Raw genomic sequence first — 13,102 nt, forward strand, 5'->3', positions numbered from 1 at the left:
GGGCGAGGTCGCCGCCATGCGAGACGATCCGCTTGACGCGCGAAGACTTGCCGGACTTGGCGACAACGATCTCGTCGCCTGACGCAACCGAGCCGGAGGCGATCGTGCCGGCAAAACCGCGAAAGTCGAGATTGGGGCGATTGACATACTGGACCGGAAAACGGAACGGCAGGTCGACCACCGCTGCATCGACCGACACGGTTTCGAGATGCTCGATCAGCGTCGGCCCGGAATGCCACTCCATGTTGTCCGAGCGGCGGCTGACGTTGTCGCCATAACGAGCCGACATCGGGATCGGCACGATGGTCTGGAAGCCGAGATCGCGCGAGAATTGCCGGTAGTCTTCAACGATCCGCTCGAACACCGCCTGGTCGAACCCGACCAGATCGATCTTGTTGACGGCCAGCACGATGTGGCGGATGCCGAGCAGCGAGGCGATGATCGAATGGCGCCTGGTCTGGCGCAGCACCCCTTGCCGCGCATCGATCAGCACGATCGCCAGGTCGGCGGTCGAGGCGCCGGTCGCCATGTTGCGCGTGTACTGCTCGTGACCGGGCGTGTCGGCGACGATGAACTTGCGCTTCGGCGTGGCGAAGAAGCGGTAGGCGACGTCGATGGTGATGCCTTGCTCGCGCTCGGCCTCGAGACCGTCGACCAGAAGCGCGAAATCGATGTCGTCGCCGGTCGTGCCATGCTTGCGCGAATCGCGTTCGAGCGCGGCGAGCTGGTCCTCGAAAATCTGCTTGGTGTCGGAAAGCAGGCGCCCGATCAGCGTCGACTTGCCGTCATCGACCGAACCGCAGGTCAGGAAGCGCAGCAGCGACTTCTTCTCCTGCGCCGCCAGATAGTCGCGGACGCCGTCGGTGGGTGCGAGGCTCTTTGCCATGATGTGGCGCATGGTCAAAAGTACCCCTCGCGCTTCTTCTTTTCCATCGAGCCGGCTTCGTCGCGGTCGATCAGGCGACCCTGCCGTTCGGAGGTGCGCGCGGTCAGCATCTCACCGACGATGGCTTCCAGCGTGTCGGCACCCGATTCGATCGCACCGGTCAGCGGGTAGCAGCCCAGCGTGCGGAAACGCACCAGCCGGTTCTCCACCGTCTCGCCGGGGCGCAGTTTCATGCGCTCATCATCGCGCAGGATCAGCATGCCGTCGCGTTCCACCACCGGCCGCTCCTTGGCGAAATAGAGCGGCACGATCGGGATACTCTCCTGCAGGATGTACTGCCAGATGTCGAGTTCGGTCCAGTTCGAGAGCGGAAAGACGCGGATCGATTCACCCGATGCAACACGGGTGTTGAATATCTTCCACATCTCGGGGCGTTGGTTCTTGGGATCCCACACATGCTGGGCGTTGCGGAAGGAAAAGATGCGCTCCTTGGCGCGCGACTTCTCCTCGTCGCGGCGAGCGCCGCCAAAGGCCGCGTCGAAACCATATTTGTCGAGCGCCTGGCGCAGCGCCACTGTCTTCATCACATGGGTGTGCGTGTTCGAGCCATGATCGAACGGATTGATGTTGTCGCGCACACCATCTTCGTTGACGTGAACCAGGAGATCGAAGCCGAGTTTTTGCGCCATCAGATCGCGAAAGGCGATCATCTCACGGAACTTCCACGTCGTATCGACGTGGAGAAACGGGAACGGCGGCTTGGCGGGATAGAACGCCTTCATCGCGAGATGCATCAGCACGGATGAATCCTTGCCGACCGAATAGAGCATGACCGGCTTGGAAAAGACGGCCGCAACCTCGCGGAATATGTGGATGGATTCGGCTTCAAGCCGCTGAAGATGCGTAAGCTCTGTTGTCATGGACTGTGAGCGTTCTTTCGTACCTTCCAACAGAAGATTTCGCCTCAAATCATCGAGCTTTTTGCGCCCGGTTCAAGCCCTGCTTCTGGACAATCTCTCTCAAGCCGGCGTTCTAGCAGATCGCCGTTGCCAAGAACAATGCAAGACTGGCGCGCCGACGCACGGTTCGGGAATGAATTTTCCAAGGATGCCGCCAAACTCGGAAATTCCTACTCGTGGGTCAGACGTCCGGGAAATCCCGGGAAAAATATTGCTTGGATAGACATGCGACTGCCCTTCCCAGGAATTCTCCAGATCGATCGGCGCAGGCTGCCGATTTTTCAGCGGCAAGCGGCCCGACACACTTTCGAAAAGCGAACCCAGCCGCTATACCAGCCTTGGGAAGCGGGCAAGTGCATGATGAAGGGTGGTAATTCGGGGCGAGGCATTCTACTTCGCCAGACAAGATCCGCCGCATGAACTTCCCGAAAAATAGCGAGCCCGACAATTGAACCGGCTTTCATCCCTGAGACAGCAATTCACGCCTTCGTGGATCAATATCTACTTCTCCATTCTTTGCTTCTTTTTTCCACCGGTTCTGGGATCGGTGGTCAGTTTTGTTTTCAATGGCGGGGCCCTAGCTTCCATCGTACTGATTGCATCTGGGAAAAGGCGCTTTAACGCAGACCGGCCGGTGATCTGGCTGACAGTCGCGATCTATGCCTACTGCGCGGCCAATCTCCTGGCTTCCGTCGTCAACAACTCGTTCGTCCGCGATGCGCCGCACCTTATCCCGCTCTTCACCTTCCTGTTTTTCCCCGTCTCCTATTCGACCTGGAGCATCACGCAGAAAACCACGCTTGCCCGCATCATCGTACTCAGCAGCATGGTCGCCTGTTTTGTCGCGCTGCCGATGGCTGTCATCCAGCAATATTGGATTGGGGTCAGGGCCGAGGGCGGGGCCGGCAATCCGATCATCTTCGCAACCGTCCTCTGCCTTGCTGTGATGGTCTGTGTGGCCGGTGCCTTGTCAGGCATAGAGCGAGCCCGGAGTCCCGTCTTCCACGCCGCGCTAGCCGGGACGATTGCCATGATCTATTCCGGTTCGCGTATCGTTTGGCTGGCACTGCTGATTGCCGGTATCGCTGTTTTGCTTGTTAACCATCAGAGGCTCAGAGGCAGGAATGCCGCTCGTGTGCTTCTGCTGCTGGTGGCAGTCGGCGTCGTGGTCGCCGCCTTCGGCTTCCAGGCGATATCCGGGCGCGTCGCCTTTCTGCACTCCGATTGGAATGCGCTTGGCGCGCAGGGCAATTACGACAGCTCACTGGGAATACGTTTGGCGCTTTGGGAGATCGGCCTCAAAGCATTCCATGACATGCCGCTGTTCGGACATGGGGTGGGTGCGACCCAGTCTTTGATCAAGCAAGGCTTTCATGATCAGTTCGCGATGGACGCCGGCTTCAATCATTTCCACAACGGCTTCCTGACTGCTTTGGTGCAGGCCGGAATTCTGGGCGCCGTGACGCTGGCGGCGATCTTTGTCGTTGCCGCTGGAAATGCCGCCCGGGTCTTGCGAAACAGCAGTGATCCGGTCGAACGGTTCGGCGCCACCATGATTGTCGTCGTGGTGATAACCTATCTCACGGCCGGAATGACGGGCATCCTGGTCGGCCATGACATTCTGGACTCAGTGCTGATGGTCTTCCTGGTGTGTGGAACGTATCTTGCCTCCGGCCGTCAGGCTCCGTTGACGGCAAAGCATGCACCTCCACCAGTAATGGAAGAGCAGGAGCTTCCGGCAGCCACCCAAGAGCTGTTGCGGGCAAGGCGATGAAGGTCCTGGTCACGGGCGCGACGGGTTTCATCGGGCGCCTTATCGTGCAAAAACTTCGCCAAGCCGGCGCCGAGCTTCGTCTCGCTTCCCGCCATCCGGAAAGGCTTGGATCGGGGGATGGCGCAGTGCTGATGCCCAATTTCGATGCACCGGCCGCGGCCTTCCTGGCACTCACCAGGGATGTGACCCACGTCGTCCATTGTGCCGGCCTCAATAATGATCGGGGCAATGCCACCGAAGCCGACTATTGGGCGGCCAATGTGGAATTGAGCGCGCGGCTGGCGCATGCGGCGGCGGCACAAGTAAGCGGACGCTTCATCCATCTCTCCTCGATCCGGGCCGTGGTCGGTGCTCGCGTCAGCGCAACGATCGACGAAAACACGCTTCCTGCCCCGCAATGCGTCTATGGACGCTCCAAACGCGAAGGCGAGATTGAGGTTTTGGGCGCCTATGCGTCGCAAGGCCGCTCCGACGCCGCCGTGTTGCGCCTGCCCCCGGTCTATGGAAACGGCATGAAGGGCAATCTCGCGACGCTGATGCGCCTTGCCGATACGGCGCTGCCGCTGCCGACCGGCGCCTTGACGGGAACCCGCTCGCTGATGTCATCCGGGGCGGCAGTACGGGCGGTGTCGCACCTTTTGAGCCATTCGGGGTCACTTCGTCAGATCTATGTCGGCGCCGATGTGTCGCCGATCGCAGTCGAGGCCATCATCGCCGCGTTTCGCAGAGGTTTCGGGCGGCCGATGCGTGTGATGGCCATACCAGCCGGCCTGATACGACCGGCGGCGGCCGTGCTGGGCAGGCGGGCGTTTTGGGACAGTCTGACCGCGACACAGATATGCGACCCTGCCCTGCTGATATCGCAGGGGTGGAGGCCTGAAACCGGCACGCTGGAAAGGCTGGCGGAGCTAGCGCGGCTTGGTAAATCCCGACTCCTTGTTTGACCATGATGATGGCCAGTCAGCTTCGATAGAACGTTCCAAGCAGAATCCGAAGGTCGAGCCAGAATGACGCCGCACCGAGATAGGCGGCATCCGTTTCAGCCAGAAGCTTCGGGTTCGACATGTCGATGCCCTTGATCTGGGCCAGGCCAGTAATGCCCGGGAGCGCCGCCAGAACCCCCAGCCGCCTGCGGCACTCGATCAATTCCGCTTGGGTCGGCAGACAGGGGCGCGGGCCGACCAGGCTCATCTCGCCCTTCAGAACGTTCCAGAATTGCGGCAACTCATCGAGCTTGAACTTCCGCAGGACTTTTCCGACCGATGTCACGGAATTCGGTGGTGCCTCATGCGAGGGCAATGACGGGGTCCCGACATACATTGTGCGCAATTTGTGACAGCGAAAAAGCCGCCCGTCGCGGCCGACCCGCGTCTGCGAAAAGATAGCGGGACCGGGTGACGAAACCCGAACGGCAAGGACGGCAAGCGCCAGAACGGGAGATGTGGCCACCAGCAGCAGAGCCGCACCGGCAAGATCGAAGATGTGCTTGGTTGCCTTCATGAACGATCGATCATGCTCCTTGCCAAAGTCCCGAGGCGACGCCGCAGGCGAGGCCCGGGTCGACGTAGCATGAGCTCATCTCTCGACCAAGGGCGCCACGCAGCCGTTCGACGCTCAGATGCGCCCGAGGATGAAAGCGAGATAGAGCCCCAGGGTGCCGGAAACCGTCTGCCGATAGACACCGCTTTTGCGCAAGCCTGCCAAGCGATGAATAAGACTGCCCTGCCGCCCGCGGATGAACAGGTCGAGGCACGCCGCCGCGTCCTCGGTCAGCAGGTCGCGATTGACGGCAAGTCCATCAAGGTTGAGATCCGTCCAGCCGGCAAACTCGCCTTTGAACAGGCGGCCAAGCCGGGAAGCCCTTGCCTTCCACGACACGTTGGCGCCAACCAGGTTCGCGGCGTGCTGCCGGTAGCGCACAAGTGGCCGCGGATCGTAGCGGACGATGCCGCCGGCAGCGGTCACGATGAGATAGGCCCACCAGTCGTGGCTGACGAAGCCGGTCCGCGCGCAGGCTTTGGCCAGCAGGTCGCGTGCCGCGGCGTTGAGTAGGATGGTGTTGCCGCCGGCGATGCTTTGCACAAGCGCGTTGCGAAAGGACGGCGGCCGGGCAAACAGCGGCGAATGGCCTACAAGGCTTCCCGTTTCGGTCATGGTCGCGGTTCGCGAGCAATACATCAGCGGCGTCTTTGCATCGTGGCCCTGCATCCAGCTGATGGCGCTTTCCAGCCTGTCGGGCTCCCAGATATCGTCCTGGTCGCAGAAGGCATAGCCGTCCGCATCGATACGTCGATCAAGGATCATCGACCGGAAATTGGCCGCGAATCCTTGCCGCGGCCCCTCCACAAGGGTCATTCGACCCTTGGGCCAGCGGGATTGCCATGCCTCGATAATCGCGGTCGTACCATCGATGGAACCATCGTCGGATATCCACAGGTCGACCAGACGGTGCGACTGGGCGAGCAGCGACTGCAGCTGCTCATCGATGAAGGCGGCGCCATCTTTCGTGCCCATCAGGACTGCGATGCGCAGGTCTGCTTTATCCACGAACGTCAAACACCTTGCATATGCCAGAGATTTCCGGATCCCATATCATGGTCGCGTCGGAAGAAGAGCGGCTTAGCCCGCCTGCCCGACCGTTTTCGGGATCGCATCTTGATGAATGCTTCCCCTGGCCTTCTTGGCGCGGTCAAGGCCTGCCAGCACGGCGAGCGCGGCAGCCTTGTCCTGATTTTTTGCTGCCTGCTGCAGCGCCGTGAGCGCGACCTGGACATCCGACCATTCCACGACGTCCGTGCTGAGGCCAAAAATCTTCGAAATGTCGAGTTCGACGAGTTCCTCGTCTTCGCCATGCAGCGTTTCGTGGAGCTTTTCGCCAGGCCTTATACCGGTGAACCTGATTGCGATGTCCTTGTACGGGCTCTTTCCGGACAGGCGGATCATCGTTTCGGCCACTTCAAGAATCGGCACCGGCTTGCCCATGTCGAGCATATAGACGGCATAATCGTCCCCGCTCTGCCGCGACGCGGCATCGGCCGCCGACATGATGACGAGATCGACGGCTTCGGCCACGGTCATGAAATAGCGTGTCATGCGCTGGTCGGTGATGGTGACTGGCCCCCCGGCCTCGATCTGCGCCTGGAATATGGTCGCAACCGAACCATTGCTGCCAAAGACATTGCCGAACCGCACGGCTATGAACTTGGTGGCGGAGCGACGCCCGCCCGGCTCGGCCGCCGGCGTCCCATGCAAGGCGCTGACGATCTGTTCGGCGGCCCGCTTCGTCATGCCAAGCACCGATGAGGGATCCACCGCCTTGTCGCTCGATATCAGGACAAACTGCGCAACCCCGCATTTGGCCGCGACCTCGGCACAGACCAGCGTTCCGAAAATATTGGTCTGGATGGCCGAATCCCAGTTTTCCTCCAGCAGCGGAACGTGTTTGAGCGCGGCGGCATGAAAAATGATATCAGGCCGGAATTCGGTGACGACCCGCGTTATCTGGCGCCGGTCCGCGACGTCGACGATGCGGACCTTGAGGCGGTCGTGGTCGTTCTCGTCAATATACTGACTGAGTTGGAAGATGCCGAACTCGGAATTGTCCGCGACCAGCACCGCCTCCGCTCCCAGTTCCAGCGACCGTTTGACCAGCGTTCGGCCGATCGAGCCGGCACCGCCCGTGACCAGGACACGCTTGCCGCCGATAAAAGCGCCGATGCGCTCGATATCGGACGCTACTGTCGGACGGCGCAGGATCGTTTCCATCTCGACGGTGTCGAGAACCAGCTTTCCGTGCCGCTCAAGCTCCGACAGACCGGAGAACTGCACCACATTTATGTCGCCGTGCCGGGCGACGCGGACGAGTTCGGAATAGTCCTCGATCTCGTGCTCGGCGCCACTGCCGAAAATCAGCAGGTCCAGGCTTTTGGTGCCGCTCGCATAGTCTTCCAAAACGTCGATCAGACGCGGCAGGGTCGCCACGACGGGAACACCCTGTATGCGCGTGCCCAACGGCGCGCCGCGCTCGGTCGCCATGATGCCTGCGATCGAATAGTCCGCCGGCTGCGCCGTGCGCGTGAAGCGGATGATCAGGTCGGCCTCGCCGAGCCGGCCGACGAACAGCGCGCGCTTGACCTCGGTCTCGCCGGTCTTGCGGCTCAGAATGCCCCAGCTCGCGCCGTCACGCAGGAAGCGGTAGAACAGCCGCGGCGCCGATATGATCGTGAAGGAGACGAGGAAGAAGACGATGAACTGGCGCTCGTTGAGCCCTTGCACCGGTTGGAAAGAACGAACCACGCGCGAAGTGGCATACAGAGCGATCGTCAAAATCGCGCAGCTCTTCAGGATGTTGAAAAAGTCCGGCGTCGAGGCAAAGCGCCAGACGGTCGTGTAGAGGCCAGAATATCTGAACAGCAGATGGCTGATGAGAACAATGGCCGCCCAGGTTGCCAAACCCTCGTTGGACAGCGCTTCGAACGAAAGATCCGACCGCGAAAGCACGAGGCTGAGCGCCACGGCGACCAGGACCATGACCACGTCCTGGACCATGATGAAGGCGCGCCGCACCTGTGGCCGGAGCCCGAATACTGATTCGAGGTAAGAATTCATCGGAAGGCACTAGACTCCAGGCTCACGGATATGAACACCGCCAAGACGCTAACACGAAGATGCTTCGCATCCACTTTCTCAAAAGTGCTATCCCCGGCCCCCGCCGTCCTGTATCGCATACTGCGAGGTTGAAGGCATAGCCAGAGGTTTTTTGGGGAAATACACCTGACTGAGGGGTTGCTTTCTCAATCCGAGGTCCTGTGGCAGCTTTTGTGCCGGCAGCTTTTCATGATAGGAATTTTTTCTTGACCTCGTGACCTCAGCTATGGTACATATTTAACTATGGTGCTGATTTGCGCCAGTGACCCGCCGTACAGGTGGGTTTTTCGTTTCCGTCAGCCTACGCGCCGGCGAAGGCTCCGAAGTTCGTTGCCTTGACTGTCGTCGCCTACCCATTGCCAGCATTAAACGCATTACAGGAGGCCTATGCGCGCAAATTTCGCAGCCTCCGGGCGAAGGGGCCCAAGATAAATTGCTTCAAAAGACGGCTGAACATATCCGCGCTGAAAAATTGAGCGGTACTCTGCATCGAACGTGGAAAACTGAACCTTCCCTGAAGTTGCGATTCCGCCATGAACCTGATGAAATGTCATGTCTGACAGCAAGCATACGTTTTTAGCATCCGGGCGTTGTACGTAGCGTGCAAAAATCTCGAGATTGGCCAAGCCTCCGCCTGGGGAAATAAAGCCCGTGTGATAGCCGCCGATGGCGTCCAGGAGATGGCGCGGCAAAGAGAACGCGTTGCTCTCGACGATGGGATTCCAGAAGCCGTTGGTGGATGATCCCGCAAATACGGAAATATCATAGAGAGCGGATGGCTTCGAAGGCCAGCCACTATCCGCGATAAGCCTATCTTCCACTGCCTCGTTGTATCCTTGGGTGGTCGAAACCATCTGCACGCTCGGCCCGAGATGGCAGCCCAGCGTATAGACGAATGCATCCGCACACATTGAGTGTGCTTTCAACATGTTGGCGATCAGTTGATCGGAAAAGATACGGGCGCCGTCGATTGCAAAGAGGATATGCGTGCCTTTGGCCACGTGCCTTGCTGCCCAATTAAGCGCAAAGACAGGGGACGGTTGTGGGTCGGGCATGCTGACAATCCGGGGAGCCGGCGACAAACCGGCGCTATTGCGCAGCGTAAAAGGAACGGCCGAGCCATTGTCGACGACAATGACCTCATAGTCCTCCGACGAGACATTTTGTTGATAAGGGCGGCAAGCGGACAGGATCGTACGCGGTGCCTCTCTTGCCATATTATTGATGCAGATGATCACCGACAGGAACGGTCGACGCTTTCGTGAGAAAAGCCTCATGTCCTTCGCAGATATCCATTGGGATTGTAAGTCATGTTCTGACCGAACATGTCACAGCAGGCGACGTCTATTTCAAAAGACCCGGAACCTTTGGCAAGAAATTCCGCAATCGCTCTGTTGGGTCCACCTTGATAACGGGCCGACCATCCGAGATCGTCAAGCACGCCGTCCTCCATGACGAGATACTCGCCGGCGCGAAGATGCTCTTCGAAAAACTCCAGAACCGAGGTGCAAACGGCGTAGCTATGAGCCGAATCCTCGATCACCAGCCAGGGCCGCGGCAAGTCAAAAAGTCCATGCTGGCGGAACGGAACCTCAAGATTGGCGGCATCGCCTTGGACGAACCGAATTCCTTCCGAAGCGGGCACGCCTGGCTGATCCGGATCGATCGAAACAATCCGGGCCTGGATATCCATTGCCCTGCACATGTCTCGGAACAGCATGGCGCTTCCGCCATGTTTCGATCCGATCTCGATGATCGATGCAGGCCGCAGTTGGTCCAGCAACCGCAGATAGATTGCGATGTCAACAGGGCTTTTTAAACACTGAATGCCACGGTAACGATATTCCATCGTCCCGGCATGATAACCAGGCAGACTGGCGCCAGCCAAGCCGGTCACGTAGCTTCGTTTCGAGCGGCGCTCGTTCAATAGCCCAAGATCAGCTTGCAAAGAGGCCGTCGGACGCGGCGCGACAATCCGGGTGATTTCCTCGATTGTATCCAATTGGTAGTGGCCGTCCAGAATCCCGGCCTCGATGTCGCGATATGCTTCCGAGAGGGTGGGGTCGCCCGGCTTCAATCCGGAAACGATACACAGACCCTTCATCTCGACATCGTACGTTTCCACGATCAGGTCAGGTCGGAATTTCCGCAATATCGTAACCAGCTTATAGATATCGCCCGTCCAAACCTGAGTATTGCGCTCACGGCTCGCGTGAGCAATGTCGCGTGGCAAGACATCGTCGATCACAATGGCGCCCTGGGCGTGACTCACGCGTTCACAATTGATGAAATCGCGGAGCGCAAACTCCGCGTTGTGCATGCCATCGATAAAGGCGAGATCGACCGAGCCACCCACCAGCGCAGCGACATCACGCTTGAAGAAGTCGTCGCTTGTCTCAGCAAACAAACGCGTTGGCGCCTTCAGTGGCGCCCTGATTTCATAGTCCGGATCGATCCCAATTGATGGCGCCTCCGACAAAGCAAGGCTGTGGCCAAAGCGAGAACCAATTTCAAGATAGTTCCTGGGTTGCAATATCTTGTGTATCAACGAGAGGGCTTCGAGATAGTCCATTTTACGCAGCCTTGCGGAACCAAACGCCCGTCCAATCGACGTGGTGCATTTGAGGAAGATCTCGCGACGTTCGCGCAAAATAATCTGCGACCGCGAGACGGCATTGCTCTATCCCGTAGTCATCAATGATCACAATCCCGCCTGGCGAAACTTTCTCGTAGAGCGCATCCAAGGAGTCCATCGTAGACTCATAAAGATCGCCATCGAGACGAAGCAAGGCAATTTCGCCCGTCTGGAGCCGAGGGAGCGTGTCCTTGAACCACCCTTTGGCAAAGACAACCGAATCGGACTCTAGCCCGTAAACTCCAAAGTTCTCGCGAACAGTTTCCTCACCGACCGCAAGCTCGGGATAGACTGTCTTGCTCAGGTCAAGTCCGGCATCCTGCGCAAGGCTCGGAGGAGGTAGTCCTTCGAAGCTGTCGGCGACAAATATCCGGCGGTTTTCGGCCGGGTTAATCCTAAGATATCCCGCCATAAAAATACAGCTTCCGCCGCGCCAGACGCCACACTCGACAAAGTCGCCCGGAATGCCGTCGCCAACCACTGTGTCGAGGCACTCATGAAGCATGTCCAGACGCGCCTGCCCGATCATCGTATGGGAATATCCCGCATTGTGAATACTGCGGCTGAAGAATCTGCCATCGGTGCGCCCTGCCATCATCTCGGCATAGGCATCAGCTCGTTCATGTCGAATATTGTGCAGCACGCGGGGATCGAACACTTCGGAGCCCGCAATGCAGTTGCGCAGATAGATGATGCGAAGCTCGTTATCGAGATACACGCGATTCAGCAGCGAGCGCTTCAGCAGATCGAGATAAAGGTCGCCATGATGCTTCATGCGGATATCTCCTGGTCGCCTAACGTTTCCATCGTGATCGACTGCATGGGGATCCCCATCAGGCCTTTTGCGACATGCGATGAGAGAACGTGGAAGAAGATGGCATCTTCGACGCGGTGCTGCTTGAGGTGTTCTGCCTGGTTACCGGTGGCCAATGCGACCGTAATTCCATAATCTCCGGTCGGCAGGTAGGGCATCTGAAACGCGAACCGGGCGATGATCGTCTCTCCGGCCGGTATGACGATGTCATCGTGGCGATAGGTCAGGAATGTGTTGTCGCCAAAGACAGCTTGGCCATGTCGGTCACGAACGGTGAACCCCAGGATTGGACGCTCAAGGTCCGTATTTGCCTTCGCCTTGATCTCAAAGACTATGCTCTCTCCACCCGACAGATTGGTGAGCGGCAACCCCGCCGGATTTTTCAACCCTGCAGAAACGATCGATCCCGAACGGGTACCAATCCAAGCGGCATCATCATCAAAATCGAAGACTTTGATCTCGTTGGCGAGAGAGGACGACCGCAGTATTTCCGAACGATGGTCCGGAGGCGGCGGGGTCTCTGGCGGGCGCTCGCCGCGGCGGCCACCAAATTTCAACTCGGCCGTGCTGTCGCCTTCAAGCTCGATCGCACGGCGGTACTCGTCGCAAACTTCCTTTGTCGGTCCGATCATTCGAACCTTTCCACCGTCCATCCACACAACACGAGAACATAGCGCCATCACCGAACCCAGATCATGCGCACATAGCAGCAGAGTCCCACGTGATTTGAACTCCCGAATGAAACGCATGCATTTCTGCGAGAAGGCAAGATCACCAACGGCCAGAACCTCGTCTACCAGCAGAATATCCGTAGGCAGATGCGCGGCGACGGCGAAGGCAAGGCGCGCATACATGCCACTTGAATAGGTCTTGACTGGCTGGTCGATGAAATCGCCGATGCCGGCAAATTCCAGAATCGAATGCATTTTGCCTTCCGCTTCGGATTTCGACATTCCGATGATGGCGGCTCCAAGATAAGCATTCTCTCGCCCGGTGAATTCCGGATTGAAGCCAGTTCCAAGCTGGAGGGAATACAGCTTGCCATTTTGATCAATGGTTCCAGACGTCGGATGCAATCCGCCGCCGATCATCTGGAGAAGCGTCGACTTCCCACTGCCATTGCGCCCAATAACTCCAACCGTTTCCCCACGAAGAATCTCGAACGACACTCCGTTTACGGCTTGATACTCCCGAAACCGCCGAACACGGCCGAGGGTTGCCATTTGGATCAGACGATCCTTAGGGCGCGCGTAGATGCGATAAACCTTCGTCACATCCTGCAGTCGGATGACAACATCGCTATTGGTCATGTGCGATGATCCTCCCATACAAAAAACGGACGCGAAAAACAGCGGCTTCGCCACCAAGTCGCGACATCAACATCTAC

At 58.6% G+C, this 13,102-nt stretch carries 11 protein-coding genes; 2 read left to right on the forward strand and 9 right to left on the reverse strand.

Annotated elements, in window-relative coordinates; translation table 11 throughout:
- The coding region (locus NKI20_RS13330; protein ID WP_352831096.1) for a sulfate adenylyltransferase subunit 1 at positions 1-898 on the reverse strand (898 nt) is incomplete at its 3' end.
- Between the two features lie 2 nt (positions 899-900).
- Positions 901-1,806: a sulfate adenylyltransferase subunit CysD gene (cysD, locus tag NKI20_RS13335; protein WP_352735010.1), complete on the reverse strand. Its 906-nt coding sequence runs from the start codon at positions 1,804-1,806 to the stop codon at positions 901-903.
- A 487-nt stretch (positions 1,807-2,293) separates the two neighbouring features.
- On the opposite strand from cysD, the gene NKI20_RS13340 reads away from it, so the two are divergent.
- Both NKI20_RS13340 and NKI20_RS13345 read left to right on the forward strand, forming a co-directional pair.
- Entirely contained in the window at positions 2,294-3,619 is a 1,326-nt protein-coding gene (locus tag NKI20_RS13340) for an O-antigen ligase family protein (RefSeq protein WP_352831098.1), read from the forward strand.
- Positions 3,616-4,563, forward strand: a complete 948-nt coding sequence (locus NKI20_RS13345; RefSeq protein WP_352831100.1) for an NAD-dependent epimerase/dehydratase family protein — start codon at positions 3,616-3,618, stop codon at positions 4,561-4,563. Before NKI20_RS13340 ends, NKI20_RS13345 begins: the two co-directional genes overlap by 4 nt.
- 16 nt (positions 4,564-4,579) lie before the next feature.
- Here NKI20_RS13345 and NKI20_RS13350 read toward each other — a convergent pair whose 3' ends face one another.
- The 7 genes from NKI20_RS13350 to NKI20_RS13380 all read right to left on the reverse strand — a co-directional run bounded on the left by NKI20_RS13350 (position 4,580) and on the right by NKI20_RS13380 (position 13,025).
- Positions 4,580-5,119, reverse strand: coding sequence for a sugar transferase (locus NKI20_RS13350; RefSeq protein ID WP_352831102.1), 540 nt, complete (start codon positions 5,117-5,119; stop codon positions 4,580-4,582).
- A 114-nt stretch (positions 5,120-5,233) separates the two neighbouring features.
- Positions 5,234-6,166 carry a glycosyltransferase family 2 protein gene (locus tag NKI20_RS13355; RefSeq protein ID WP_352831104.1) on the reverse strand — a complete coding sequence of 311 codons (933 nt, stop codon included), beginning with the start codon at positions 6,164-6,166 and terminating at the stop codon, positions 5,234-5,236.
- Between the two features lie 72 nt (positions 6,167-6,238).
- A complete protein-coding gene (locus tag NKI20_RS13360) occupies positions 6,239-8,227 on the reverse strand; it encodes an SDR family NAD(P)-dependent oxidoreductase (RefSeq protein WP_352831106.1) in 1,989 nt (662 codons plus the stop codon).
- Between the two features lie 413 nt (positions 8,228-8,640).
- On the reverse strand, positions 8,641-9,543 hold the full coding sequence (locus NKI20_RS13365) for a glycosyltransferase family A protein (RefSeq protein ID WP_352831108.1): 903 nt from the start codon (positions 9,541-9,543) through the stop codon (positions 8,641-8,643).
- Entirely contained in the window at positions 9,540-10,838 is a 1,299-nt protein-coding gene (locus NKI20_RS13370) for a class I SAM-dependent methyltransferase (RefSeq protein ID WP_352831110.1), read from the reverse strand. The genes NKI20_RS13365 and NKI20_RS13370 overlap by 4 nt, the downstream gene beginning before the upstream one ends.
- Before the next feature lies 1 nt (position 10,839).
- A complete protein-coding gene (locus tag NKI20_RS13375) occupies positions 10,840-11,676 on the reverse strand; it encodes a TylF/MycF/NovP-related O-methyltransferase (protein WP_352831112.1) in 837 nt (278 codons plus the stop codon).
- Positions 11,673-13,025: an ABC transporter ATP-binding protein gene (locus NKI20_RS13380; RefSeq protein WP_352831115.1), complete on the reverse strand. Its 1,353-nt coding sequence runs from the start codon at positions 13,023-13,025 to the stop codon at positions 11,673-11,675. Before NKI20_RS13380 ends, NKI20_RS13375 begins: the two co-directional genes overlap by 4 nt.
- Between the last annotated feature and the right edge of the window lie 77 nt (positions 13,026-13,102).

Origin of the sequence: Mesorhizobium sp. M0830 (genome assembly GCF_040319965.1) — a bacterium.
GTDB lineage: Bacteria > Pseudomonadota > Alphaproteobacteria > Rhizobiales > Rhizobiaceae > Mesorhizobium.

Bases quoted from the DNA above. Each gene is read 5' to 3' on its own strand.
- cysD (WP_352735010.1), bottom strand. From the start codon at position 1,806: ATGACAACAGAGCTTACGCATCTTCAGCGGCTTGAAGCCGAATCCATC.
- NKI20_RS13345 (WP_352831100.1), top strand. From the start codon at position 3,616: ATGAAGGTCCTGGTCACGGGCGCGACGGGTTTCATCGGGCGCCTTATC.
- NKI20_RS13350 (WP_352831102.1), bottom strand. From the start codon at position 5,119: ATGAAGGCAACCAAGCACATCTTCGATCTTGCCGGTGCGGCTCTGCTG.
- NKI20_RS13360 (WP_352831106.1), bottom strand. From the start codon at position 8,227: ATGAATTCTTACCTCGAATCAGTATTCGGGCTCCGGCCACAGGTGCGG.
- NKI20_RS13365 (WP_352831108.1), bottom strand. From the start codon at position 9,543: ATGAGGCTTTTCTCACGAAAGCGTCGACCGTTCCTGTCGGTGATCATC.
- NKI20_RS13370 (WP_352831110.1), bottom strand. From the start codon at position 10,838: ATGGACTATCTCGAAGCCCTCTCGTTGATACACAAGATATTGCAACCC.
- NKI20_RS13375 (WP_352831112.1), bottom strand. From the start codon at position 11,676: ATGAAGCATCATGGCGACCTTTATCTCGATCTGCTGAAGCGCTCGCTG.
- NKI20_RS13380 (WP_352831115.1), bottom strand. From the start codon at position 13,025: ATGACCAATAGCGATGTTGTCATCCGACTGCAGGATGTGACGAAGGTT.